Origin of the sequence: Rhizobium chutanense, assembly GCF_002531935.1 — a bacterium.
Taxonomy (GTDB): Bacteria; Pseudomonadota; Alphaproteobacteria; order Rhizobiales; family Rhizobiaceae; genus Rhizobium; species Rhizobium chutanense.
In genome coordinates this window covers 275,825-301,711 of the sequence record NZ_NWSV01000005.1, presented here as the reverse complement: position 1 = coordinate 301,711, position 25,887 = coordinate 275,825, and the positions used below count along the sequence as shown (strand labels likewise).

The 25,887-nt window shown below is 62.2% G+C and carries 21 protein-coding genes; 8 read left to right on the top strand and 13 right to left on the bottom strand.

Annotation, left to right across the window (positions count from 1 at the left end):
* Positions 1-126: 126 nt before the first annotated feature.
* The 4 genes from CO666_RS10900 to CO666_RS10885 all read right to left on the bottom strand — a co-directional run bounded on the left by CO666_RS10900 (position 127) and on the right by CO666_RS10885 (position 3,147).
* Complete coding sequence (locus tag CO666_RS10900; RefSeq protein WP_097612078.1) at positions 127-918, bottom strand: amino acid ABC transporter ATP-binding protein; 792 nt, start codon at positions 916-918, stop codon at positions 127-129.
* Entirely contained in the window at positions 915-1,583 is a 669-nt protein-coding gene (locus CO666_RS10895) for an amino acid ABC transporter permease (RefSeq protein ID WP_097612077.1), read from the bottom strand. Before CO666_RS10895 ends, CO666_RS10900 begins: the two co-directional genes overlap by 4 nt.
* Positions 1,580-2,221, bottom strand: a complete 642-nt coding sequence (locus CO666_RS10890; RefSeq protein WP_097612076.1) for an amino acid ABC transporter permease — start codon at positions 2,219-2,221, stop codon at positions 1,580-1,582. Before CO666_RS10890 ends, CO666_RS10895 begins: the two co-directional genes overlap by 4 nt.
* Before the next feature lie 98 nt (positions 2,222-2,319).
* The gene (locus tag CO666_RS10885; RefSeq protein WP_097612255.1) at positions 2,320-3,147 is read right to left on the bottom strand and encodes a transporter substrate-binding domain-containing protein; all 828 of its coding nucleotides are present in this window, start codon (positions 3,145-3,147) and stop codon (positions 2,320-2,322) included.
* A 215-nt stretch (positions 3,148-3,362) separates the two neighbouring features.
* On the opposite strand from CO666_RS10885, the gene CO666_RS10880 reads away from it, so the two are divergent.
* The 4 genes from CO666_RS10880 (at position 3,363) to CO666_RS10865 (ending at position 7,042) form a co-directional block, all read left to right on the top strand.
* Positions 3,363-4,070 carry a histidine utilization transcriptional repressor HutC gene (locus tag CO666_RS10880; RefSeq protein WP_097612075.1) on the top strand — a complete coding sequence of 236 codons (708 nt, stop codon included), beginning with the start codon at positions 3,363-3,365 and terminating at the stop codon, positions 4,068-4,070.
* A gap of 30 nt (positions 4,071-4,100) precedes the next feature.
* A complete protein-coding gene (locus CO666_RS10875) occupies positions 4,101-5,039 on the top strand; it encodes a LysR family transcriptional regulator (RefSeq protein WP_097612074.1) in 939 nt (312 codons plus the stop codon).
* Between the two features lie 111 nt (positions 5,040-5,150).
* The gene (locus tag CO666_RS10870) at positions 5,151-6,503 is read left to right on the top strand and encodes an LLM class flavin-dependent oxidoreductase (RefSeq protein ID WP_097612073.1); all 1,353 of its coding nucleotides are present in this window, start codon (positions 5,151-5,153) and stop codon (positions 6,501-6,503) included.
* Positions 6,503-7,042 carry a flavin reductase family protein gene (locus tag CO666_RS10865; RefSeq protein WP_097612072.1) on the top strand — a complete coding sequence of 180 codons (540 nt, stop codon included), beginning with the start codon at positions 6,503-6,505 and terminating at the stop codon, positions 7,040-7,042. Before CO666_RS10870 ends, CO666_RS10865 begins: the two co-directional genes overlap by 1 nt.
* On the opposite strand, the gene CO666_RS10860 is transcribed toward CO666_RS10865, so the two are convergent.
* Positions 7,019-8,182, bottom strand: a complete 1,164-nt coding sequence (locus tag CO666_RS10860) for an aminotransferase (protein WP_097612071.1) — start codon at positions 8,180-8,182, stop codon at positions 7,019-7,021. The two genes, CO666_RS10865 and CO666_RS10860, sit on opposite strands and share 24 nt — an antisense overlap.
* A gap of 96 nt (positions 8,183-8,278) precedes the next feature.
* Here CO666_RS10860 and speB point away from each other — a divergent pair, with 96 nt between their 5' ends.
* Positions 8,279-9,334: an agmatinase gene (speB, locus tag CO666_RS10855; protein WP_097612070.1), complete on the top strand. Its 1,056-nt coding sequence runs from the start codon at positions 8,279-8,281 to the stop codon at positions 9,332-9,334.
* A gap of 166 nt (positions 9,335-9,500) precedes the next feature.
* Here speB and CO666_RS10850 read toward each other — a convergent pair whose 3' ends face one another.
* The 4 genes from CO666_RS10850 to CO666_RS10835 all read right to left on the bottom strand — a co-directional run bounded on the left by CO666_RS10850 (position 9,501) and on the right by CO666_RS10835 (position 16,544).
* Positions 9,501-12,128 carry an AAA family ATPase gene (locus tag CO666_RS10850; RefSeq protein ID WP_097612069.1) on the bottom strand — a complete coding sequence of 876 codons (2,628 nt, stop codon included), beginning with the start codon at positions 12,126-12,128 and terminating at the stop codon, positions 9,501-9,503.
* Entirely contained in the window at positions 12,125-13,249 is a 1,125-nt protein-coding gene (locus tag CO666_RS10845) for a metallophosphoesterase family protein (protein ID WP_097612068.1), read from the bottom strand. Before CO666_RS10845 ends, CO666_RS10850 begins: the two co-directional genes overlap by 4 nt.
* 140 nt (positions 13,250-13,389) lie before the next feature.
* Positions 13,390-15,477 (bottom strand): oxidoreductase, encoded by a 2,088-nt coding sequence (locus CO666_RS10840; protein ID WP_245436770.1) that lies wholly within the window; start codon positions 15,475-15,477, stop codon positions 13,390-13,392.
* A 68-nt stretch (positions 15,478-15,545) separates the two neighbouring features.
* The gene (locus CO666_RS10835; RefSeq protein ID WP_425352409.1) at positions 15,546-16,544 is read right to left on the bottom strand and encodes a glycine betaine ABC transporter substrate-binding protein; all 999 of its coding nucleotides are present in this window, start codon (positions 16,542-16,544) and stop codon (positions 15,546-15,548) included.
* 234 nt (positions 16,545-16,778) lie between these two features.
* Here CO666_RS10835 and CO666_RS10830 point away from each other — a divergent pair, with 234 nt between their 5' ends.
* Positions 16,779-17,729 carry a GlxA family transcriptional regulator gene (locus CO666_RS10830; protein ID WP_245436769.1) on the top strand — a complete coding sequence of 317 codons (951 nt, stop codon included), beginning with the start codon at positions 16,779-16,781 and terminating at the stop codon, positions 17,727-17,729.
* A 94-nt stretch (positions 17,730-17,823) separates the two neighbouring features.
* On the opposite strand, the gene CO666_RS10825 is transcribed toward CO666_RS10830, so the two are convergent.
* Complete coding sequence (locus CO666_RS10825) at positions 17,824-20,223, bottom strand: putative bifunctional diguanylate cyclase/phosphodiesterase (RefSeq protein ID WP_179869656.1); 2,400 nt, start codon at positions 20,221-20,223, stop codon at positions 17,824-17,826.
* A gap of 91 nt (positions 20,224-20,314) precedes the next feature.
* Between CO666_RS10825 and CO666_RS10820 the strand changes: the two genes are divergently transcribed.
* The gene (locus CO666_RS10820) at positions 20,315-21,121 is read left to right on the top strand and encodes an ABC transporter substrate-binding protein (RefSeq protein WP_097612065.1); all 807 of its coding nucleotides are present in this window, start codon (positions 20,315-20,317) and stop codon (positions 21,119-21,121) included.
* A gap of 92 nt (positions 21,122-21,213) precedes the next feature.
* Here CO666_RS10820 and fdhA read toward each other — a convergent pair whose 3' ends face one another.
* Positions 21,214-22,404, bottom strand: a complete 1,191-nt coding sequence (gene fdhA / locus CO666_RS10815) for a formaldehyde dehydrogenase, glutathione-independent (protein ID WP_097612252.1) — start codon at positions 22,402-22,404, stop codon at positions 21,214-21,216.
* Positions 22,405-22,970: 566 nt separating this feature from the next.
* Positions 22,971-23,876 carry a DMT family transporter gene (locus CO666_RS10810; RefSeq protein ID WP_097612064.1) on the bottom strand — a complete coding sequence of 302 codons (906 nt, stop codon included), beginning with the start codon at positions 23,874-23,876 and terminating at the stop codon, positions 22,971-22,973.
* A gap of 111 nt (positions 23,877-23,987) precedes the next feature.
* On the opposite strand from CO666_RS10810, the gene CO666_RS10805 reads away from it, so the two are divergent.
* Positions 23,988-24,851 (top strand): LysR substrate-binding domain-containing protein, encoded by an 864-nt coding sequence (locus tag CO666_RS10805; protein WP_097612063.1) that lies wholly within the window; start codon positions 23,988-23,990, stop codon positions 24,849-24,851.
* Here the strand turns inward: CO666_RS10805 and CO666_RS10800 are convergent.
* On the bottom strand, positions 24,838-25,824 hold the full coding sequence (locus CO666_RS10800; RefSeq protein WP_097612251.1) for a GlxA family transcriptional regulator: 987 nt from the start codon (positions 25,822-25,824) through the stop codon (positions 24,838-24,840). The genes CO666_RS10805 and CO666_RS10800 overlap by 14 nt on opposite strands.
* Between the last annotated feature and the right edge of the window lie 63 nt (positions 25,825-25,887).

Sequence of the window (25,887 nt, the reverse complement as noted above, 5' to 3'; positions counted from 1 at the left end):
TGGTGGTGATTTTTGTCTTGGTGGCGGGTGCAGGGGCGTGATTTTAGGCGTCGCGTCCCTCTCTCTTCCCCGGCCATTGCCGGTCCCCGCCGAGATCTGCCCGCCGATCCCGGAAGGGCACGAACGTCACAGCAGCATCGAGGCTCCGCGATCGATGTAGGTATCCAGAAATTGCTCAAGCCGGGGGTTTCTCGGCCGCTTGAAGACGTCCTGCGGCGGGCCGGTGAACAACACCTTGCCGTGATCAAGAAAGACGATCTGCTGGCCGACCGTCGCGGCAAATCCGATCTCGTGGGAAACGACGACCATCGTCATGCCCTCGTTGGCGAGATCGCGCATGACGTTGAGCACCTCGCCGGTGAGCTCGGGATCGAGCGACGAGGTCGGCTCGTCGAAGAGCATGATTTTCGGGTTGAGGGCAAGCGCCCGGGCGATGGCGACGCGCTGCTGCTGCCCTCCCGAAAGCTGCGAAGGGTAGTGCCCTGCCCGGTTTTCCAGGCCGACCTTGACGAGCTGGGCCATTGCCCGCTCCTCCGCATCCCTACGGCTCATCTTGTGAACCGTCTTCAGCGCTTCGCTGACATTGCCGAGCGCCGTCATATGCGGCCAGAGATTGAACTGCTGAAACACCATACCGATCTGCGATCGGATCTGCCGGTTCATAGCCGCCGGCACGCGCTCCCGGACGCCCTTGGCGTTTTCCGCAAAACCCAGCACCTCGCCGTTGACGGTAATCGTCCCCTTCGTCGATTCCTCCAGAAATGCCATGCAGCGCAGCAGCGTACTCTTGCCGGATCCCGACGGGCCGATGATGCAGGAAACCTGTCCTTGCTCGATTTCGAGGTCGATGCCGTGCAGCACGGTGGACGCGCCGTACGTCTTGACGAGATTTTTGACTGCGATCGCAGGAACGCTCATATGTTGAAAAACCTGAATCTGGAGAGTTTCGTTTCGGCGAGATGACCGAGCCATCCGGTGATTTCGACGAGCGCCCAATAGAATAGCGCAAGCACGAAGAGCGCCTCGACGAAGGCATATTGCTGCGAGCCGATGGCGCTGAGCGTCGCCGTCAATTCCGGCACGGTGATGATGGACAGCACCGCCGTCTCCTTCATGAGGATGATCGTCATGTTGACCGAAGGCGGCAGCACCAACATCGTCATCTCCGGCAGCAATATGCGCCGGATGATCTGCCCTTGTGTCAGGCCAACGCACAGGCCAGCCTCGATATGTCCCTTCGGGACGGCGGCAAAACCCGAGCGGAAGATCTCGCTGAAATAAGCCGCGCCGTAGATGGAAAGGCCGATGATGCCGGCCGGGATCGGATCGAGTGACAATCCGACGAAGGGGCCGCCGTAGTAGACGAGGAATATCTGAATCAGAAAGGGCGTGCCGCGCAGCACCGCAATGACAATACCGAATGCCTTGTCCGGGATGACGCCGCCAAAACGTCTGGCAACGGCGATAAGGAAACCGAGCGCGGCAGCCGCCGGCGTGGTGACGAGCCAGATGACGATGGTGAGCCACGCGCCGCTGACGATGTCCGGTAAGTTGTTGACAATCACATTGGTGTCGAAGGTCATCGCGGCACTCCCGGCAGGGAGCGTTCGATCAGACCGCCTGCAAGGGCAACGATCCAATTGATGACGAAATAGATCAGGCCAGCGGAAGCAAAGATCTCGATCGGCAGGAAGGTGCTGCCGGCAAGGTCCTGGGCCATGCGCGTCAGCTCGATGACCCCGACGACCGAGACCAGCGACGACGCCTTCAGGATAAGGATCGCTTCGTTGACGAGCGCCGGAAAGGTCAGACGCAGGGCGATCGGGGCCTTGATCCGACGGAAGATCTGAACGGGAGTCATGCCGACCATTTCGGCAGACTCGACAAGGCCCGTGGGAACGCTGGCAAAACCGCCGCGCAGATTTTCAGCCTGATAGGCCGCAGTACACAAGGAAAGGCCGACGATGGCCGCAACGATGCTCGGCACGTTGATGCCGATCACCGGCAGCAGGTTATAGATCAGCAACAGCTGCACCAAGAGCGGCGCGCCGCGAAAGAAGCTGATGAAGATCTGCGCCGGCAGCGCGAAAAGCCGTTGCCGCGAAAGCAGCATGGCGGAAATGACGATCGCGATCGCAAAGCCGATCAGGATCGAAACCACGCTGATCGTCACCGTGTAGATCGAGGCTTGCAGAAGCAGTTCGAAAAGTTTGATGGACATGGACGATGCTTGCCTGCGTGCTGCGGCCGTGAACTCCGATCTCACGGCAGATTGCGCCCCGGCGAATCCCGGGGCGCGTGCAATTCACCGGTGGCCGATCAGAATGCCGGGTCCTTGACGGCATCAGGCGTATCGAAAGACGCGCCGAACCACTTCTTTTGCAGCTCCGCCATACGCCCGTCTGCCTTGATCTTGAGCATCGCGGCATCGATCGCATCCATCAGGGCCGCATGATCGGCATCCTTGAGGCCGATGAAGCCGAAATAGGATTTCTTGCCGAATGGCGGCAGGACGACTTCGAACGTGCCCTTTCGCTGGCTGGCGACGAAGGCGATATTCGGCAGCGAATTGGCGACACCGGCAATACGGCCGGCTGCGAGATCGGCGTAGGATTCGGTGAAGGCCGGATATTCGCGCACATCGACCTTGGTCGGCAGCGTGGCGGAGAACTCCTTCAACTGGTCGAGCTGGGCGGTTGCCTTGCCGACGCCGATCGTCTTGCCGGCAATATCTTCCGGCTTGCTGATCGTCGTGTCGCCGGCCTTCTTCAGAATGGCGATCGTCGCTTCGGCGATCGGCGGCGTGAAGCGATAGCGCTCCATGCGCTTTTTGGTGATCGTTGCAGGGCCTGCGACGACATCAAACTTACCCGCCTCGAGCGCAGGGAAAACGCCGTCCCAAGGAAGCGCCACCCACTCGATCTTGACGCCGAGTTCCTTGCCGATCTCGGCAAAGAGGTCGACGTTCAACCCGGTATGTTCGCCGGCATCGATATAGTCGAACGGTGCGAAAGCCGTTTCGGTGCCTACCTTGAGGGTGCCGGCTGCCTTGACGGCCGCCAACGTATCGGCTGCATGGGCGCAAACGGCTGCTCCGAGGAGGAACGCAGCGCCGACCAGACCCTTCAGCAATGGATTTGCCTTCATGATCATCTCTCCAGTTTTATTCCCCCGGCGGAGGAGTTGTGGTTCCCGACTTCGATTTCCTCTGCGCGGATTTCTATGCTCCGCTTTTGACTATACAAATAGATATAGGCGGGCCTAGAGTGTCAATGCAAAAGACGAGGAACGCAAAATTTGTGCCGGGTGGCAGCGATGACCGTTCCGGATCTGTGATCGTTGACGCCGGATGAGGTGTGGGCTTGGTGTCGATTTACCAGCGTATTTTCACGGATATCGAGACGAAGATCATCAGCGGCATTTGGCGGCCGGGTGACTGCATTCCCGTCGAGCGCGAACTCGTGAGGCAATACCAATGCTCGCGTATGACGGTCAGCAAGGCGCTGTCGGCGCTGGCCGAGCGCGGCATGATCGTCAGAAGGCGCAAGACCGGTTCGTTCGTCGCATCACCTCAGATCGACCGCACGGTGATGGATATCCAGGATATCAGCACCGAAGCGGAACTGGCAGGGCACGAACACCACTTCGAAATCCTTGCCCGCAAGATCGAGCGCCTTGGGGAGGCGGAAGCGCAGCAGCTCTCGGAAGCTGCCGATGCAGAAGTCCTCAGGCTTCAATGCCTGCACATCGTCGACGGCAGGCCGAATGCCATCGAGCGGCGGATTATCATGCTCGATGCCGTCCCGCGGGCGAGAGAGGAGAGCTTTGCTTCAACTCCGCCCGGCAAGTGGCTGCTTCAGGAAGTGCCCTGGTCCAAGGCCAAACATGTCATTCGTGCCGTCTCGGCGGATACTGCGACCGCCCGAATCCTGCAGACGGAAAGGGGCGAGGCGTGCCTGAGCTTCATCCGCCAGACCTGGCAGAACGGCCGCACGGTGACCTATGTCGAGTTTATCCACCCAGGCGACCGGTTCCAGTTCGCGGGGACGTTTCATCCGATGGCAAATTGAGTTTGGCGCAAATCACGAGAGGTTGTGCAAGTGACCGAAGAGCGCCTCAAGGCGATCCCGCTGAAAAGCCTGCAAGCCTTCGAGGCGGTGGGTCGCTGCGGCGGCGTGACCGCCGCGGCACTCGAGCTCAAGGTCTCGCCGGGGGCCATCAGCCAGCAGATTCGCAAGATCGAGAGCTTTCTGGGAGTTTCGCTCCTGGAGCGCAGCGGACGAACCGTGGAACTGACCGCCTGGGGACGGCTCTACCATCAGGAGATATCGAAGGGGTTCGAGCAATTCGCGCTCGCCCAGCAACTGCTGGAAAAGGCCCGCAATGAGACGGCATTGGTGCTCAGTGCGCTGTCCTCCGTCGTCAACAAATGGATCGGCAGGCGCATCTTTGACTGGCAGGCGCTTCATCCCGACGTGCAGGTGCGGATCATCGGCCGCGACAGGGAACCCCGGATCGGTTTCGACGATGTCGATTTCCGCGTGAGCTACGGGTCTGATGTCCTGCAGCACGAACATTATACCGAATTGTTTCGGGACTGGGTCGTGCCGGCCTGCTCACCGGCGCTGATGCGGGATCGTGCGCATGTGGCTCGCGAGCTCTTCGAACAACCCCTCCTCCATGTCGAGTGGGAACGGCACTTTACCCCGTACCCCAGCTGGGCGGAGTTTGCCGCCAAGGCCAACGTCCCCTTCGATGCGTCGACATCAGGCCTCTCCTTCACCCTGTCGAGCAGCGCAATCGATGCGGCCGTCAACAAGCGCGGCGTCGTTCTCGCGCAGATGTCGATGATATCAGATGAGCTTGAGGCGCAGACGCTGGTCATTCCGGTCGACATGCGCATTGCGTTGCGGGAAAGCTATTTTCTCGCCTGGGATCGTGCGGCCTTGCAGAAGCCCCACGGGCGCGAATTCCGCGACTGGCTCATCGCTATTTCCCGTCAGCAGGCCGCGGCGTCGGCGCCCAAGCCGATAGTTTAGAAAAACTAAAACGGAACTCAGCTGCGCGATATTGATGAAAATTTGCGCCGGGCGATAATTTGCGCAGTCGCCATGCCTTGGCGGCGCAACCCGACATAACAGGAGAGCTCAATGGCGCGGACCGACAAGATGAAACTCGGGACTTTCGTCTATACCTTCGGCTTTCATCCCGCCTCCTGGCTGCATCCGGCAAGCGACGTCCATGGCGCAAACGACTTCACTCATCTGCTCGATGTCGCCAAACGATCCGAAGCGGCCAAGTTCGATTTCATGTTCATGGCGGATTCTCCCGCCGCCGCCGTCGGCGATCCGAATGCGCTTGCCCGCATCCCGACCAAGATGAACCGTTTCGAACCCCTCTCGCTGCTTTCGGCACTTGCCGTCACCACCAGCGATCTCGGTCTGGTCGCGACGGTGTCGACGAGTTACTACGAGCCATTCAATGTCGCACGTCTGTTTGCCTCGATCGACCATCTGAGCAAGGGCCGCGTCTGCTGGAATGTCGTTACGTCGGATCACGACGAAACCGGCTACAACTTCAATCGCGAGGGGCTCGATCCGCATGCGCTGCGCTACGAGCGCGGCAACGAGTTTGTCGATGTCGTGTTCGGTCTCTGGGACAGCTTCGAGGAGGGCGCACTGCTTCTCGACCGTGAAAACGGTGTCTATTATGACAAGGACAAGCACCACACGCTCAATCATAAAGGCAAGCACTTCCAGGTTCGCGGTCCGCTCAACATTGCGCGAACGCCCCAGGGCCGCCCCGTCATCGCCCAGGCGGGCGGTTCGGAACCCGGAATGGACATGGCGGCACGCACCGCCGAAATCGTCTTCAGCCTCGCATCGAATATCGATCGAAACCGCGCTTTCTATGAAAACGTCAAAAGCCGTATGCCGGCCTATGGGCGCGATCCGGACGACCTGAAAATCATGCCGGGCATCGTCATCAACGTCGGTGAAACCGAAGCCGAGGCAAAGGCCAAGGTGGATTATCTGATCGACAAGATGCATCCCGATGTCGGCCGGCTGATGCTCTCCGAATTCCTGGAAGCGGACCTGCGCGACGTGGCTCTCGACAAGCCCTTCCCCATGGATCGGCTGCCGGCGGCGCCAAAGGGATCGCGCGCCCTGTTCGACGAACTGGTCGATTTCGTCAGAAGCGGCCGCACCGTCGGCGAACTCATCCGGCACTATGCGGAGAAGCATACCGGAAACGGCATGACGGGCACGCCGGCCCAGATTGCCGACTACATGGAGGAATGGTTCGAGACGCGCGCCGCCGACGGCTTCATCCTGATGTTCCCGACCTTGCCGTCCAGTCTCGACGACTTCGTGCGGCTTGTGCTGCCGGAACTTCGCCGCCGCGGGCTGTTCCGCGAGGAATATGAGGGCAAGACCTTGCGGGAAAACCTCGGTCTTTCAATGCCTGTCAATCGCTTCGCCAAAACGAAGGAGCCAGCCTGATGAGTGCCGAGGCTTTGATCAGCGAAGCGGACTTCAAGCTGTCGATGCGTCATCTGGCCGGTGCCGTCAGCGTGATTACGGTCGGCGACGGACAAGACCGCACCGGCTTCACCGCAACGTCGGTCTCCTCGCTGTCGGCGGAACTGCCTTCCGTCATCGTCAGTGTCAACCGGGCGTCTTCCTCATGGCCGGCGCTGCAGCGATACGGCTGCTTCTGTGTCAACGTGCTCGCCGCCGACCAGCAGCAGGTGGCGCAATCCTTTGCCGGTTTTGACGGGCGAAAGGGCTCGGAGCGCTACGGCGATGCGGGATGGCATCATCTCAAGACGGGTGCTGCCGCCCTTGAAAATGCCCTGACGGTCCTGGACTGCAAGCTCGAAACGGCATTTCACTACAGTTCCCATGCGATTTTGGTCGGACATGTCTGCGCGATCGAAATCCGCCACGGCATAGGACCGCTGCTTTACTGGCGCGGTGGCTATCACCAACTTCCGGCGGAGGTCGATCGCAGCGGTCTAGCGAAGGCGCTCGGTCAATAGCCCGATCGAGGCGACATCCGCATTGGCAAAGGCAAGTCTGAGGTAACGCTCCTGTCCTTCGCCGAAATAGGCGCCGGGCAAAGAAACAATGCCGGCTTCCCTAGCGAGCTTTTCGGCAACCTCTGAAGACGATCGATCTGCGTGGGGATGGCGGACAAAGGCGAAATAGGCGCCGATCGCTCCGATCTCCCAATCCGGTAGCCCGGAAAAGACCTTTCTCAACGCGTGAGCCCTGCGGGCGATCTCCAGCCGATTTCCGGCCCGCCAATCGGCGAGCGCCGGGATCGCCGATGCAACGGCGATCTGAGCCGAGCGCGGTGCGCAGATCTGCATATTGTCCATCACCTTGGCGATCTCGGCGATGAGTTTGGGTCCGGCCGTGATCGCACCCAGCCGATGACCGGGAATGCAGAAGGATTTCGAAAAGCTGTAGAGAAGAACGAGCGTGTCCTCCCAGTCCGGCTCGGACAGCAGAGAGTGCGGCCGCCCGTCATCCTCGCCAAGGAAATCGCGATAGGTTTCATCGAGAATCAGCCAGGCGCCATATTTCCGGCAGAGGACGAAAAGCTCGTGCAGCAGGCTTGGCGGATACACCGCCCCGGTGGGATTGTTGGGTGTCACGACGGCAAGCACCTTCGCGCCGGCCGCAAGTGCCGCTTCGGCCGAACGCGGATCGGGAAGAAACCCGCCGGCGGGATCGCAATCGACCAGATGCCGCCCAATTCCGAGCATCGACAGCGTCGTGTCGTGATTGAAATAAAAGGGATTGGTGAGAGCGACCGTATCGCCCGCGCCCGCAAGCGCGATCGCCGCGCACATGAACGCCTGATTGCAGCCGGCGGTGATCTGGATATTGCCGGCGGAAACATCGGCGCCGTAGAGCTCGGCAACGTGAGCCGCATAGGTCTTGCGCAACAGAGGTTCGCCCTCGATCGGCCCGTATCCGGTCATCGCCTGTTGTCCGGCCGCCTCGCCGAGAAGCCGAAGCATCTCCGGATGTGCGGGATAGCCGGGCACGGCCTGCGACAGATCGATGAGCGGCCCTTTTTCTCCTTTGTATTCGCGGCTCCAGGCGACGACGGAAGGAATGGGCGGGGCAGAGAGGCGGGCAACGAGGGTATTGGGTTTTGCAGCGATCATGTCGATTTCTCTTTGATACCGATTGCTACAACGATACCAATTGCTTTCTCAACCTCTTTGTCTGACGAGACGGATCTGAAGCGGAGACGCAAGCGCATGGTGTGGGACAAAACGCGGCTCGAACAGCTGCGCGCAGAATTTGCAGATGCCAATGGCGGCGAGATTTTCGACGAGAAATTTCGCAAAGTGGCGGAGAAGATCATCTCCAAGAGCGGCACGCGGCTGGCGCCATACGCCGGAGTTCCGACCTTCCTCAGCGCGCCTTACATGCAGGTCGCGGCCGAGGATCCGGACTTCGGCAATCTCCAGGTTGCAATCACCGGCATCCCCATGGATCTTGGCGTCACCAATCGTCCAGGCTCGCGTTTCGGACCGAGAGCGCTTCGCGCCATCGAAAGGATCGGCCCGTACAATCACGTCCTCGCCACGGCGCCGGTCTTCGATCTTCGGGTCGCCGACATCGGCGATATCCCGTTCCAAAGCCGTTACCGACTGGAACTCAGCCACGACGACATCGAAAAACGCATCGGCCAGATCATCGATGCCGGCGTTGCCCCGCTTTCCGTCGGGGGCGATCATTCCATCAGCCACCCGATTTTGAAGGCCATCGGTCGGCAGCAACCGGTCGGCCTCATTCATATCGATGCCCATTGCGACACAAGCGGCGCCTTCGATCAGACGAAGTTTCATCATGGCGGACCGTTCCGCAATGCGGTGCTGGACGGCGTGCTCGATCCGACAAGGACAATCCAGATCGGCATCCGTGGTTCGGCGGAATATTTGTGGGAATTCTCCTATGCATCGGGAATGACCGTGATCCACGCCGAGGACATCAGCGGAATGGGGATTGCGGCCGTCGTCGCCAAGGCAAAATCCATCGTCGGCGATGGCCCGACTTATCTTTCCTTCGATGTCGACAGCCTCGATCCGAGCTTTGCTCCCGGCACGGGCACGCCCGAGGTCGGTGGATTGACCACACGTGAGGTGCTTGAACTGATACGCGGGCTGAAAGGGGTCAACCTGGTGGGTGGTGACGTCGTCGAAGTGGCTCCGCAATATGACGCAACGACCAACACAGCGCACGCCGCAGCACAGGTGCTCTTTGAGATTCTGAGCCTCATGGTGTTTAGTCCATCGATCGGCAAACGCTAAGGCCGACCTCTCGGTCATCTCCGGCAATTGGACGGATGGGCCAAGACCATGTCATTGGCCGCGGTGGTCACCAATCAAGGCTGCGCTGGCCTCGGCTTTTCCTGGACGGCTGCCGCCTATCTCTAACTTGAGCGACGCGTCGTCCCTGCCCGAGCATCGATCCCGATCAATCCGGCTGCCATGGCTGCATGGCGAGCACATTGCCGCCCAGCCTGGCGAAGGCGCGCTGGCGGCAGGAGAAGACCAGGATCTGCTGATCGCGCGACTGGCGATGCAGGGCATCGAACATCCGCTCGATGCGGTCGTCGTCGGAATAGACCAGGGCATCGTCGAGGATGACGGGGGCCGGCCGGCCGTCGCGGGTGAGCAGCCGGGCGAAGGCAAGGCGGGTCAGCACCGAGAGCTGTTCCCGCATGCCGCCGCTCAGCCGGTCGACATCCTCGTCCAGGCCGTTGCGGCGGACAATCTGCGGCAGCAAGCTGTCGCCGTCGAAGGTGATCGAGATGTCGTCGAACAGCAGGCCGACCAGCGGCGCGAGTTCGTTCATAACCGGCTTGAGATAGAGGTCGCGCGCGGCCGCCCGCGTTGCCGTCAGCGCCTTGCGCAGGCGATCGAGCACGGCGACCTCGGTCTCGAAACGCTTTACCTGCTCGCGCGCCGCGGCGAGCAAATCGCGGATCTCCGACCAGTTTTCTTCCACCGCGCTGTCCGAGCGGGTGCGGATCTGACCACCGAGATCGGCAAGCTCTTCGCGCAGCCTGGCAATTTCGCGTCCGGCGGCGTCGGCGACCGAGCGCGCCCGGGCAAGGGCGGCCTCCGCGCCTGCGAGGTCCCGCCCTGTCCGGCGCAAAGGCCCGGCCCGGAGTTCGGCCGCATCGAACTGCTCTTTGGCGCTGGAAAGTTCGACAGCAAGATCCTGCTGCACATCATTTCGGACAGCTTCGGGGCCGATGATCGCCTCGATCGCCTCGAGTTCCTGGTGAAGCCTGGCATGCTCGGTCTGCGCGCGCAATATGGCCTCGCCGGCCTCGGTGCGCATCATCGACGCTTCCCGCGCCCGGTTCCGCGCCCGTTCGATGCGCCGCGTCGCATCCGCGAGACGGGTGCGCACCTCTTCCGGGTCGGCGTCGAGTTCGACCGGACCCTCGCTGAGTTCGGCAAAGCGCGCGGCGTCGAGGTGAAGCGCGTCGATGCCCTTCGGGGCGAGATCGGCGAGCCGCTGGCGTGCCCGCACCAGCTCCTCGTGCTTGCTCCGCGCGGCGATATCGCGCTGTCGCGCTGCGAGCAGACTGTCGACACCGAGCTTGGCGAGCAGTGTCTGGCGGGCGGATTGCGCGGTCTCCAGCGCTCCGTCCTGTTCCGCCTGCCGGCTGGAATGGATGGTCAGGGTGCCGACGCCCGCTATGTCGAGCCTCGCCATGCCGGCAAAGCTTTTATCCTCGCCGCCGGGCAAAGGCTGGCGGTCCATGCTCACCGTTCCGGAGACGTCTTTGAGGTAATCGATCCGGAGGGTGGGAAGGCCGACCTCGGCGGCCGCGCGCAGGCCGACGATCTTGAGATCAAGCGCTTCGAGCCGCTCGATCGCATCGGCTGGAATGGCGAGCAAGGCATGCGCCGCCTCCCCGTCCTCGATCTGCTGCCGCGCTGCTTCCGCCTGTTCGAGACGCTGGCGAAGCTCGGCCAGACGCTCGGCGGCGTGGCGTGACCGCAGCGCCGCCTCCAGCCGCGCGAGCCATTCGCGGTTCACCCGCTCCTCTTCTTCGGCCGCCTGCACCTCCGCCGCTGCAGCCTCGCTTTCAACAAGCGATGCGGTGCGCCGCTCGGCTGCATTGGAAAGTTCTTTTTGCGCCAGGGCGAAACGCCGCGCGAGCTCGCCGCTGCGGTTCAATGCCGTGAGGAAGCGGTCGTATGCCTGCTGCGCCGCATCGCGACGGCTGGCGGCTAGAGCGGCTTCGGCATCGAGCGCCTTGAGTTCCCTCTCATGCAGTTTGGCGGCTTCGAGCACGGCCTCGGCATTGGCAATCGCCGCCTTCCGGCCGGCCTCCTCGTCCGTATTTTCCAATTCGCGGAGCCTCGCCTGCACGGAGCGGCGGCGGTCGAGCGCGCCGTGCAGCATCTCGACCTCCTTGGCCAGCCGGGCCTCCTCCGCCTGCAGCCGGTCTCGCTCCTCGAGCGCGGCGGCAAAGCGGCCTCCGGTCTTTGGCCGGAGCGTCGTGGTGACCAGGCGATTGAGCTCTTCCTCGCAGGCTTCGAGCACGGCCGTCATGCGCCGTCCGCCGGTCAGCGCCTCCACCTCGCCCTGCACCGAAGACAGCAGGCTTTCGCGCACCCGCTTGTCGTTTTCTTCCTCGCTCTTGCTGCGATTTTCGATGCCGGTGACGCCCTGGCGCACCCAGAGCAGGCCGGCCGGGCCTGATGTTCCGCCGGAAATGAGATCGCCGATGAAAGCCTCGGCCTCGTCGGCCTGGGCGACGATCCGGCCGCTGCCGAGATCGGTGACGCTGGCGCGCCGTCCACTATAAAATTGCTTGGTCAGGCGGTAACGGCCGGTTTCGATCGAAATATCGGCCTCGACGATCGGATTGCCGCCGCTATAGGGGCGCAGCATCTGCACGTTTTTCGGCGTGCCGCTGTGCGGCTGGAAGAACAGCGCATGCAGCGCCTCGAAACAGGTCGATTTGCCATGTTCATTGGCCGCGCTCAACACATTGACGCCGTCGGTGATGCCTTCGACGGCGATGCCGCGACCGGCGAAACGTTTGACATTGTGCAGGCGAAGGGCGGTGAGCTTCATCGATCGATCGTCTCGCAATAGGAAAACAGGCGGATCAACGCTTCGCGCGACACGCCTCTGTCGTCGCCGGAGCGGGCGTCGTCCAGGCTTTCGGCCAGCAGCAGTTCGGCCGCGTCGCGCAGCGCGCCGGCTCGGTCGATGATCTCGAGATCATCGCTCTCGCAGTCGGTTCCGAGCAGATCGGTATCGATCTCCAGATGCGCAAATTCCGGCGCCACCTGCTCGAGCAGGCTGATCATCGCCGTCCGCCCGTTCAACCGCGCACGGCCGGACAGCGCGACGCGCAGCAGGGTTTGCCGCCGCGTAAAGGGTTCCGGCAAAGCGGCCTTCAGCGCTTCGACCCCGTCCTCCGACGCCAGCAGCGGCAGCTGCAATGTCTGCCAGGAAAAGCTCGCGGTCGTCACCGCCGTCGTCGTCGGCATCGCCCCCGGCCCGGCAATGGAAACGACCATCGCCTGCCCCGGCCGGTCATGTTTGAAGCGGTCCGGCTCGGGCGCACCGCTGTAATATGTTCTGGCATCGACAGTCACCGGCCCGTGCCAATCGCCGAGCGCCATATAGTCGAGGCCGGCGAGCGTCGCGCGGTTCGGCGCAATCACGTTCGTGGCCGTGGCATCCTCGGAAAACTCCTGGATCGGCCCATGGGCGAGGCCGATGCGGATAGCGCCGTTTGGCGTGGCGGCACCGGTCATCCATTCGGTCAGGTCGCGGCCCGGCCGCCTGGTCGTGCAGGGCGCCGGCAGGAGGATGACCTCGGGGGCAAGCATCATCGGCGCCGCTTCCGTCGCCAGAATGACATTGTCGGGCAGCACGCCGCGCGCCGCGCTCCAGAGCTGGTCGGCCAGCAGTGAATCGTGATTGCCCGGAAGCAGGACCCAGCGCAGCGGCCTGTTCCGGGCCATCTCGCCGAGCGCTTGCCGGAGCACGGCGGGCGTCGGCGTCTCGGTATCGAACGTGTCGCCGGCGAGCAGGATGGTATCCGCCCCATGCTCGCGCGCCGCACTGGCAAGCCTGGTGATGACGCCATGTCGCGCCTCGCGCAGGCGCCCTCTCAAATCCTCCGGAAGATTGCCGAACCGCTTGCCGATGTGAAGGTCCGAACTGTGCAGGAAGGAAAACATTCGCCAGCCATGTCTACGATGCGCCGCGAGCCTCCGAGCATGGCCAAGAGCACCGTCCGCAGCGTCGTGATTCCATTGTTCCGCGACGACCATGCCTCCCGGCAGAGGGCTAGGCAAGCCTATCCTGGCCGAGCCGGCTGTTATCCAGTGCTTGTCTCATGTGTTGGTGGGCTGCCCTGGCGTTCACCGTCAATATGGCAGCCTCGGTGGGTTCGGCCGCCGTTTTGCTTGCCCTTAGCGGTTCCGATCGCCATTCCGGCACGCCGTCCCTCATAGAAGGCGTAGGGGGCCTGCCTCGGCGCCACGCCGTCGCCGATCTCGACGAAGGGGATGGCGAGCTCGGCCAGCTCCAATGCGAGCCAGTTCGCTGCCACATTGGTCGTGGAGAAGACGAGGCTGTCGGCGTCGATCGTCTCCCGCTTCCCGGTCAGATGGGAGACGAGCACGGCGGCATTGCCTTGCCAGCTGTCTATGCTGGTCTCCGTGCGGAATTCTACGCCGAGCATGCTGAGGGTCCGGCGCAGGGGAATGTCGGCGGAGGTGCGCTGCAGTTCCTTTCCGATGAGCGCGTCGGGCGTTACGAGCACGACCTCGTGTCCCTGTTCGGCAAGCTTCCAAGCCGTGCCGCAGCCCTTCCAGCCGCCGGTTTCATCGACCACGACAACATGTTTGCCGAGTCTTGCCTGACGGGCCATGACGCTTTCGGCGGAGAAGGTGTTTCCTCGCTCGATCCCCTCGAGCGACAGGCGATCGGGCATAGCCTTCTGAAAGCCGGAGTCCTGCGGCAGCGATCCCGTCGCCAGGATCACCACGTCGGCGCCGATATCGGCGACGTCGCTTCCCTCGATATAGCTGTTGAAGCGAACCTCGACGCCGAGTTTTTCGAAGCGGGTTTCGTACCAGGCAATGAGATCCAATATCTGCGCCCGGCGGGGCTGCTCGCCGGCAAGGCGGAACGCGCCCCCCAGCCGATCCGAGGCTTCCGCCAGGATAACCCGATGGCCCCGTTCGGCGGCCACGCGTGCCGCTTCCAATCCCGCCGGCCCTCCTCCGACGACCAGCACGAATTGAGGGTTTTCGACAGGTTCGAACCGGTCGCCTCCCCATTCGGCCTCGCGCCCGACGGAAGGGTTGATCAGACAGCTGATCCAATAGTCGCGCGACCGGCGGCCCCAGCACATCTGGTTGCAGGACAGACAGCCCCGGATATCCTCGGGCGTTCCCAAGCGCGCCTTATTGGCAAGATGCGGATCGGCGATCTGGCCGCGGACGATGGAAACCAGATCCGATGCCCCCTCCCCGAGCGTGATTTCGGCATTCTCGGGTGTGCGAATATGGCTCTCCGCCGTTACCAGCGCATGGTTCACCACCTGCTTCAGCCGCGCCGACAGCTCGACACCCAATCGCTCGGGATAGAGAAAGGTCGGCATCAGGCTGCCATAGTCGAAATAGCCGCCCGAGCCGCAGGTCACGTAATCGATCAGCCTCTCGTCATCGAGGCTAGCGACGATCTCCGTCAACTGGTCACGATTCAAAGCGGTCGGACAGCCCGGTTCGTCGCTGACGGTCAGCCCGATGATGAAGCCCGGGCCGCAGGCGTGCCGTATACGGCCGAGGATTTCCCGCGAGAACCTCATTCTGTTCTCGAGACTTCCGCCCCAGCGATCCTCGCGGCGGTTGTAGAATGGTGTCCAGAACTGATCGAGAAGACCGCCATAGGCGGCCCAGACCTCGACGCCGTCAAAACCTGCCGCCTGACAGCGCAGCGCTGCCTTGACGAAGGCGTCGATGGTTTCCTCGATCTCGCCCTGCGTCATCGCATGCGAGCCGTCGCTGTCATGATAGCTCGGTCCTCCCGAAGGCGACCAATGCGGATGAAAGGAAAGGTCGGAGTCGCCGTGGCTTCCGACATGATAGAGCTGCTGGACGATGACGGCCCCATGCCGTTTCACGCTTTCGGTCAACGTCTTGAACGCTGGGATGACGGAGTCGTCCGATGTGCGGAAATTGCCGCGCGTCAGCACGGTCGCCGGGTGGACAGGCATCGGCTCAACGACGATCATCGCCGCCCCGCCGATCGCCCGTTCGACATAATAGGCGGTGGTCTGTTCGCCCGGCAGCCCGTTCACGGACATGTTTGCCGTGTGAGCGCCGAACACGATCCTGTTGCGGAGCGTATGGCCCGCGAGCGTGATCTCGGAGAAGGTCTTCGGAAAGGAGGTCGTCATCGTGAATCCTGGCGGGTTTATGGTCTGCCGTACGGATGCGCGGGCCTCGACGGCCCGCGCGGTTATGTTCAGAGGGCGGCGGTGATTTTTTCCGCCACGTCGGCGCTCAGCCATGATTTCCAGATATCCGGATGCTCCTTGAAAAAGTGCACCGCGCCGTCATCGCCGCCGGCCTGAGTATCGGTCATCCACGACATGACCGAACTGACGGTCTGATTGTCCCATGACCGCTTGCGGAGATAGTCCATGACGCCGGCATTGTCGCTTTCCGTCAGTTTCTGCGAAACAAGCGTCACGACATGGTCCTTCGGCCATTCGTTCTTCTTCGGATCGAGGCAATCGGCAACGGTGTTGCAGCGCTTCCATTCCCCGGCATCATGCGGGACTCCGGCTTCCAGACGCACCATGGAATATTTCCCGAGAAGGGCGGTCGGCGACCAGTAATAGCCCATCCAGCCCTCTTTATGTTCATAGGCCCGCGCCATGGCGCCGTCGAGGCCGGCCTGGGTTCCGGGATCGACGAGCTCGAAGCCCTTGGCTTCGCCGCCATAGGCCTTGAAAAGCTGGGCGCTGACGACCGAGCCGCCCGATCCTGTCGGGCCATTGAAGACCGCTCCTTTCGACGTGTTCTCGGGCGCCGGGAAAAGCTCCGGATGTGCGAAGGCGTCATCGACCGTCTTGATCTCGGGATGCGCGTCGACGATGAATTTCGGTATATACCAGCCCTGGATGCCGCCATCGGACAAAGCTGGTCCGATATTTACAATTCTGCGCTCGTCGACACCCCGTTTTACGATTTCCGGGACGAGATCGACCCAGGCCTCGCCGGCAATATCGGGCTGTCCCTTTTCCACCATCGAGGTGATGGTCGGCACGGTGTCGCCGGGCACGAACTCCACCTGACAGCCGAAACCGTGCTCGAGGATGAACTTGTCGACATGGGCGAGAAGTTCGCCGCTTTGCCAGTTCATGTTGGCGACGGTGACGGTGCCGCAAGCGGCGCTGGCGCCGGATGCGATGCCGGCGATCAAGGCGACCGTCGAAATTGCGAGAAATGTCTTCATCATATTCCCCTCTTTTGCGCTTTGGCCTGTCTGCTTGGCGGGAGGGTATGCCGGTTTTCCGAGCCTCGGAACCGCGCCTCTCCACGCAAATCGATGGTATTTGTCTTGGCGGCTGCGGTATTGTACGTTTAGGACAATTTCGGTGGCCCGGAGGACCTTCTTTTGCAGCGCGACTACTCCCAACTAGGCCCAAGCAAGCCGCCGCCCGACATCACCGCTCCGCTCAGGGTGGGGATCGTGGCGACACCCAATTTCACGCTGATGCCGCTTGCCTGCTTCACGGATTTTCTCCGGCTCGCAGGCGACGAAGGCGACTTCAGCCGGCGGATCTATTGTGATTGGGAGCTGCTGTCGCACAGTCTCGATCCGATACGGTCGAGCTGCGGCCTGGAACTGACACCCGGCAGGACGTACGGAAATCCGCGTGACTACGACTTCATCGTCGTGCACGGGGGCATACTCCATGGCGACCACAGGATCCCGGGGGAACTCTACGACTTCGTCACTGCGGCCGTCCGCAAAGGCGTGCCGGTGGCCGGCAATTGTTCGGGAAGTTTCGTGCTGGCCGAGGCGGGCCTGCTTTCCGGAAAGAGATGCGCGGTCCATTTCACGCTGGCGGGGCTGCTGCGCCAGACCTTCCCGGATATTATTCCCGTCACCGACCGGCCGGTCGTGGTCGACGGAAACGTCATAACCTGTCCCGGCGGATTGGCTTCGATAAAGCTCGCAATGTATCTGGTCTCCAATGCGTGCGGGGAGTCCCGTGCGCACAAGGCGTTTCACTATCTTCTCGGCGATCACGGCTTCGACAGGCAAGGCGCGATCGAAGAGTCCGATCTCGGCATGAAGTGCGGCGACCGCCGCGTGACGAACGCGATCGGCCTGATGCGGCAAAAGATGTACGAGCTGTGTTCGCTCGCCGACATCGCGGCGGGCGTCGGTACATCGGAACGAGAGCTTTCCCGGCTTTTCCAGAAGCATCTGCAGGTTGCTCCCGGCGAGTATTGGCGCCAGATACGCCTGAAAGCTGCGAAGTGGATGGTGCTCAACAGCGATCGGTCTATCGCCCAGATTGCCTATGAATGCGGGTTTACCGATTGCGCCCATCTGGTGAACTGGTTCAGGCGCACCTATCACATCACGCCTGCAAAACTTCGCAGATCGCATCGCGAACTGGGAGTGCGCTGACGAGAAGGCTGTTTCAGCCCAGGCCCGCAAAAGCTCTTCCGTCTCCATCGCCTGCGGCGAAAGTTCCCCGGATCGGCGGACGATCAAAAGCCTTTCAGGCGATGGCGCCGGGAGCGATCGCCAGCAATTCGGCGGCGTTCTCGGCTTTGCGGAAACAATCGAGGTCGTGCAGCGGAACCGGTTTGGCGAAGAAATAGCCTTGCAGGTCGGTGCAGCCGAGGGCTGCCAGAAAATCGCGTTGATATTCGGTTTCGACCCCTTCGGCCGTCGTCGAGATGCCGAGGTTGCGGCTGAGCGCGACGATGGCGCCAATGATGGCCGCCCCGTTGGCTTTTGTGCCGAGCAGCGAGACGAACGAACGGTCGATCTTGATGCGGTCGATCTCGAAGCGCATCAGGTGGCTGAGGCATGAAAACCCGGTTCCGAAATCATCGAGCGAAATCTGAACACCCCGGCTGCGCAGCGAGCCCAGCACCGAATAGATGTCCGAGTTATCCTCGATCAGCGACGATTCCGTCAGTTCGAGCTCGAGCCGCGATGGCGGCAGCCCGCTCTCCTGCAGCACGGCGAAGACTTCCTCGGCAAAATTCGGCCGTCTCAACTGGGCGGGAGACACGTTGACGGCAACAAATGTATCCTCAGGCCATGTGCAGGCGGCACGGCAGGCTTCGCGCAAAACCCAGAAGCCGAGCGCGTCGATAAGGCCGCCCTCCTCGGCGACAGGGATGAAGCTCGCCGGCGTCAATAGGCCGCGCCGGCTGTGACGCCAGCGCACCAGCGCCTCTGCTCCCGACGCCGCGTATCCGCCGTCGGCACGATGCACCGTTTGGTAATAGACCTCGAGCGAGCCGAAGTCCGGTCTGTTCAGAGCCGGATCGGCGCGTAGACCGTCGCCGGATGAGGCCGTGCTTTTGGCCAGCACCTCCCGGAGTTCGTTCTTGAGAATGTCGCGCGCATTCCTGCCGCCGTCCATGGACGGCGAATAGACGCGCCATTGACCTCTGCCGCCCATCTTCGCCTCGTAGAGTGCGACGTCGGCATAACGCATGATGTCGTCGGCATTCCGGCCGGCATCCGGCACGATGGTTACGCCGATCGAGCCGCCGACGCGGGCGACCGCCTCACCGCGCAAAAGCGGGAAGGGTTTGCCAAGTTCGGCAACGATCGCTTCGCAGATTGCCGGCAAGATCTGATCATCCTTAATGTCCCGGAGAAGCAGGGCGAATTCGTCGCCACCGAGCCGGGCAAGCGTGTCGGCTGGACGCAGCACGGAGCGGATCCGCTCCGCCGCCATTCGGATCAGTTCATCGCCGGCGGCATGGCCGAAGGTGTCGTTCACGGCTTTGAAGCGGTCGAGATCGAGAAGCGCGACGGCCGAGCGCTCGGTCGAGTTCTCGGTCTCGGCCAGGCACGCGTCGAACCGCATGGCAAACAAGGCGCGGTTGGGGAGGTCGGTCAGCACGTCATGCAGAGCGAGCTGGCGTGCATGCAACTCGCTTTTCCTCAATTCGCCGAGGCTGCTGCGCAGGCGTACCAGCAGGACCGAGAACAAAATGGCGATCACCAGGGCGGCAATCGAAAGCGCCGGCATCAGCCGGCCGATCACCCTGGAGCCCGGAAGATCGGGCCGCCAGACAATAAAGCCGATCGGCTCGCCGTTCGCCGTCGCATCGATCTGAAACGCAACTTCGTTTTCATCGGCATCGGCGGTGCGGGCAAAACGCGCGCCGTTGAGGCCCTGCTGCCGGCTCAATTCGTCCAGCGCCGGACCATCGAGAAACCGCACGACGATCAGGAATTGCCGCATCGGCTGCTGCTGCCTCTGATCGGCCTCGTTGATGGCGACGACGCCGACGATCGTCGGTCGGCCTTCCAGCCGCATCAGATTGGCGAGCGCACGGTTGGGGCCGGCGGCATTCGCAAGGCGGCTTTCCATCGAGGACGGCGTTCGTTCGGAAGCCGTCCCCTGCCTCACGCCGAGGCTGGCATCTTGAAGGAGCGGCAGGAAGAGGGGCTTCATCCAGCGGTAACGCTTTTCCGTTTGGGCGTCCGCCAGCATCAGCAGTTGCGCCTTCTCGTCGACGACGAAAGCCTGGTCGTAGCCGAAGGCGGACATGGCTGTCTGGCTGATCGCGCTGCCGGCCGCCGCCGTCAGAACCGCATCGAGGCTGGAGGAGCCTCCGGACGACCGTGCGGCAGGATAAACCCGTGTGAGGTAGCCGTTGCCGAACTGGCCGATAACATGCGCGACCTGATCGACCTGTTCCCGCAGGCGCGCGTTGACGAGATTGCGCTGTCGATCAAGGGCCGCAGCGTCGCTCTCTGTTCCCGCCCACAGCGCTGAAAGCACCACCAGCCCGATCGCGCCAAGCCCGCTGACGGCGATCAGAAACAGAATTCTCCCCGAAGCGATCCAGGATTTCTGAAACGTATTGGAGCTGGACGGAAGAACGATATGCAAGCGTAACCCCAGAACACCACTACACGGGCGCATGCCCAACGCTAACAAAGAAGCGTTCACGTAGAATTAAAGGCTGCGGTGCACTATCGGTTGAGATCGACCCTGCCCCGAGGAGTTTCCGGCGATGTTGCGCATATCCATTCAGACTGTGTTGCGCGGCGCGCTGATGGCGGCCGGGTTGGCTAGCCTTTTGGCCGCTACTTCGCCGCTCCAGGCGGCTGCGCAGGATCGCATGCCGATGCGAGTTGCGGTCGAAGGCGCCTTTCCGCCGTTCAATTACCTCGATGCGAACAACAAGCTGCAAGGCTTCGACATCGATATCGCCAACGCTCTGTGCGAAGTCGGCAAGTTCGAATGCCAATTCATCATCGAGAAGTGGGACGACATCATCCCCGATCTCGTTGCCAACAAATACGATGCGATCATCTCCTCCATGTCGATGAGCCTCGAGCGTCGGCAAAAGGTTGCCTTCACCGAGAAATATTACAACAGCCCGTCGGTGTTCATCGTTCGGAAAGGTTCCTCGATCAGCGATGTCAGCCCTGCCGCCCTCAAGGACAAAAAACTCGGGGTGACATCGTCGACGGCGCAGGAATCCTATGCCAATCATCTCTATCCCGAGATGAAGAAGACGGTTTTTCGCTCGTCGCCGGAATTATACAAGGGTCTGGCGGACGGCAGCGTCGACATTATCCTCGAGGATAAACTTGCCATCTACGACTGGATTGCCAACACCAAGGCGGGAAGCTGCTGCGAGTTCAAAGGGCCGGATCTGGTTGACGTCACATATTTCGGCGAAGGTGCCGGTATCGCGTTGCGGCTGGATGACAAGGAGCGCCTTGCGCGCCTGGACGAAGCGTTGAAGACCATCAAAGCCGACGGCACCTATGACATGATCAACGCGAAATATTTCCCGTTCAGCATCCAGTAGCTGGCCAATCAATTGTCATCTGACAAATGCGGAATGGCCGGTTTTCCGCCGGCCATTCCTGTCAGATAAAATTTTTCGGTCGTAGTGGCTAGCTAGGCGGCCTTCGCCACCTCGCCGTGCGGATCGAGGACGTATTTCGTCGCCGCGCCGTGGTCGAAGCTTTCATATCCAGCGGCGGCATCGTCGAGCGGGATGACTTTGGCGTTGACGATATCGGCAATCGGCAAGCGGTCATGGAGGATCGCCTGCATGAGCTGGCGATTGTATCTCAGCACCGGCGTCTGGCCGGTGTGGAAGGACTGCGCCTTGGCCCAGCCGAGGCCGAAGCGGAGCGACAGATTGCCGTGTTTGGCGGCATTGTCGACGGCGCCCGGATCCTCGGTGACGTAGAGGCCGGGAATGCCGATCGAACCGGCGGCGCGGGTGATCTCCATCATCTGGTTGAGCACGATCGCCGGCTGCTCGCCGCCCGAATGCCCCCTCGCCTCGAAGCCGACCGCGTCGATGGCGCTGTCCACCTCGTTGCTGCCGACGACTTGGGCGATCATATCGCCGAGACGGTCGCTCTTGGAGAGGTCGATCGGTTCGAAGCCGACCTTGGCTGCATGCGCCAGGCGATCCTTGTTGAAATCACCGATCATCACGACGGCAGCGCCGAGGATGCGGGCCGAAGCTGCAGCGGCGAGACCGACAGGGCCGGCGCCGGCGATGTAGACGGTCGAGCCGACGCCAACGCCTGCGCGCACCGCGCCGTGGAAGCCGGTGGGCAGAATGTCGGAAAGCATGGTGAGATCCCGGATCTTCGCCATCGCCTTGTCCCGATCCGGGATCTTCAGCAGGTTGAAATCTGCGTAAGGAATGGTGACGTAACGCGCCTGTCCGCCGATCCAGCCGCCCATGTCGACATAACCGTAGGCGCCACCGGCGCGGGCCGGGTTTACCGTCAGGCAGACGCCGGTATCCTGGGACTTGCAGCAGCGGCAACGGCCGCAGGCGACGTTGAACGGCACCGAGACGATGTCGCCGATATCGAGCATCTCGACGTCGACGCCTTTCTCGATGATCTCGCCGGTGATTTCATGGCCGAGGACCAGGCCCGGCATCGCCGTCGTGCGGCCGCGGACCATGTGCTGGTCGGAGCCGCAAATGTTGGTCGAGATCACCTTCAGGATGACGCCGTGTTCGATGCGGCGGCCGTCCGGCGCTTCCAGCTTCGGGTCGTCGATGTCGCGCACTTCGACCTTGCCCGGCCGGAGATAAACGACGCCTCTATTCTTGCTCATGGATTCCTCCCATTGTTTGAATGCCTCGATCTGCAACCGATGCAGCCGATGGCAATCCTTTCCTCCGGTCTGCCTCCTTCGCAGGCCGGTATTCACAACGCCGCACGGAGCGACTTCGAATTTCGCAGATAGGCACACAGGCTGGATGGAGGAGAGAGTGACACGATAGGTTTGGTCTGTCGTTCCGCTCGTCATCGCCCGCCGCAGTCCGCAGATCTGCCGCGCAAAGAGCTGGTTTCGGGCTCCAGAACCTCCTTTCGATCCATCTCGATATCTGTCCGGATGTCTTTCCGGCGATCTCCATCAGGATTGAGTTCTTCTACCTCTGTGGGATGGCCCCGGCGTCAGACCGGTCTCCCGATGGTTCAAGTCGCCAACTCGCGAGGCGGCGCCTAGAACATCACAAACAAACCACGCCGGGCGGAAAACAGCGCCCGAGAAAACGACATGGGCGCAACTCAAAGACGACAGGCGACGACGTCGCGGCGGGTTGCCGCCCGGAACAAGGATTTGCTCCCCCGAATAGGGCGGTTTTCCGGACCGTTTCAAAGATTTGATCGTGGACCTTAGCCGTCGTACGCCCGGCGGCCGCGTTTGGCGTCGAGTGCCGTGTGCCAGAACACGGCGCCGAGGATGATCGCGCCGCCGAAATAGGTGGCGATGGGCGGCTGTTCGGAAAACAGCAGCCAGACCCAGAAGGGCGTGAGCACGATTTCCATCGTGCCGATCAGCGCTGCTTCGGCCGGCGGCATCCGCTTTGCCCCGGCAAGGAAGAGCACCAGCGCCAGGGAAAAATTGGTGGCGCCGAAGGCGGCAAGGACGATCCAGTTGTGCAAGTCGAGCGAGCCGACCGAACCGAAGGGCGCAAAGATGACAAGCGTGAGGAAGGCGCTGACGACGGTCGGCGGCAGGCTCGGCACGCCGGGATTGATGCGCGGAATGATGATGACGAGCGCGAAGGAGGCGGTCATGCCGAGCGCCAGCAGATCGCCCCAGCCGGTGCCGCCGCCGATCGACGAAGCGACGATGATGCCGACGCCGAAGAGGGACACGGCGCCGGCAATCATCGTCCGCCTGGCGACCCTCTCCTTGAGGATGAGCCAGCCGAACAGCGCCGCGATGAAGGGCGTCGTCGCATAGATCATCGTCACATTGGCGACGGTGGTCATGTAAAGCGCCCCGATGAAGCAACCCTGACTGAAGGTCTGGCATGCGATCATCGCAAGTCCCGACGGGTGGAAGACGGAACGCCATTGCTGCCGCGAGATACCCCCTTCGAGGAAAAGGCAGGGGATCAGCAGGAACAGGCCTCCGAACAACGACCGCCAGGCGATCGCCGTCCATACGTCGGTGGTCAGGAGCCGCGAGTAAACACCGCTCGCGCTCCAGGCAAGGGTCGCGGCAACGATGAGAAGCACACCCTTCTCGTGCTCGCTGCCTGCGAGTGGTCTGGCCGGATTTTCAATGGTCACGCGGATAGTCTCAAAGAAGGAAGTCGAACGCCGCCCATTTCTGCGCCAGCAATTGACATTAGACAAGCGAATAGTAGAGATAGCTACCATCGATTTTTTCTATGGCTTGTCATGCACGAGGCGATCGAAAGCGACCTGCTGCGAACCTTTCTCGTCGTCGCCGAGACGTCGAACTTTTCCGCGGCCGCCCAGCGCATCGGGCGGACACAATCGGCCGTCAGCACCCAGATCAAGAGGCTCGAAGCGGCGATCGGCGAGCCGCTCTTCGAGCGCGGCGCCCGCGGCGTGCTGCTCACGCGCCCGGGCATACAGCTGGTGCCCTATGCCCGCAGGGTGATCGATCTCCTGAACGAGGCCGCCGCGACGATCCGCAGCAAGCCGCTGGACGGGCCGGTGCGCATCGGAATTCCCGAGGAATACAGCCAGACGGTGCTGCCGGCAGCGCTTGCGGCTTTCGCCGTGCGCCATCCGGCGGTCGAGGTCACCGTGTCCTGCGACTATACCGTCCGTAACCTCGCCGCCCTCGAGCGGGACGAACTCGATCTGGCCGTGGTTTTCGACTGGAGCGATCAGACGAAAGGTGAGGTTCTCTGTATAGACCCGACCGTCTGGGTCACATCGATGGTGCACCGGCTGCATGACATCGATCCGCTGCCGATTGCGACCTATCGCAACTCCGCCTGGTCGCGCGATTATGCGCTCCGGTCGCTGGAGCAGATCGGCCGCAATTACCGAATAGCCTTCATCGCCGATACCGGCTCGGGGCTGAAGAATGCCGTGACCGCAGGCCTTGCCGTCACCACGCTATGTCGCAGCAATATTCCGCCCGGCTGCCGCGAGTTGACTGCTGAAGACGGCTTCCCACCGGTCGACTCCTCGAAAGTCGTGCTCCGGCGCAATCCCTACCGATCCAATGAGGCAGTTCGCGAACTCGCGGATATGTTGCGAGACGCCTTCCAGCCTACGTCGACGTGACGCGGCGGCGCAGGCGACGCCGGGTCTCGGACGGGCTCTCGGAGAAACTCGCCCGGTAGCTTCTGGCAAAGGCGGAAGCCGAATTGAAGCCGGTTGCTGCCGCGATGTCGGCGAAAGAGGCCGTCGTCTCGATCACTTTGCGGCGCGCCGCGTTCAGGCGCAGCGCGAGATAATGCACATGCGGCGGTGCGCCGATGCTCTGCTGGAAGAGGTCCTGCAGATGCCGGGCGCTGATGCCGACCCTGCGGGCGAGCCGCGCCAGAATGAGTGGCTGCTCGATATGCTCCTCCATCAGCCGTACCGCCTGCGCCACGCGGGGATCGTGCATGCTGAGCCCCGCCGAGGCTGCGGAAAGCGGTTCGTCGCCATGGAAGGAGGGCTGCTCGTAGCGGAACAGCCGGCTGACCTCGAGCGCCAGCGAATAACCCTGCCGCTGCCTGATGATCTCCAGCATCAGGTCCACGGTCGGCAGCGAACCCGATGTCGTCAGCCGCTTGCCGTCGATGACAAAACGATCCTTGACGGCCCGCACCTCAGGATAAGCAAGCGCAAAATCCTCGTAGTCCTCCCAGTGGACGGTGGCCGGCAACCCGTCGAGCAGGCTTGTCTCCGCCAGCAGCCACGTGCCGGACTCGATGCCGGCGATGACCGTGCGGTAACGGGCGGCCTGGGAGAGCTGCATCTTGAGTGCCGGCGTGGCGCTGTCACGCCAATTGTAGCTCGCCAGCACGAAAAGCGGCCTGTCTTCGGTCGTCGCCCGGAAGATCCCTTCGGCCGGAATGGCGATATGGCTGGTGGTCGGGACCGGCGCCCCGTCCGGCGTCAGCAGTCGCCAGCGGTAGAGTTCGCTGCCGGAGATGCGGTTGGCGCCGCGCAGCGGCTCGATGACCGAGGCGATCAGGATCAGGTTCGTATCCGGCAGGACGAGAAGATCGATGTCGAGCCGTTTGGTCGATCGCTGCAGCAAAGCCACCTCCATCAATTCTGATAATGTATCAAGGACTTCTGAAAATGCAAAGCATCCCAATCCTTGCTG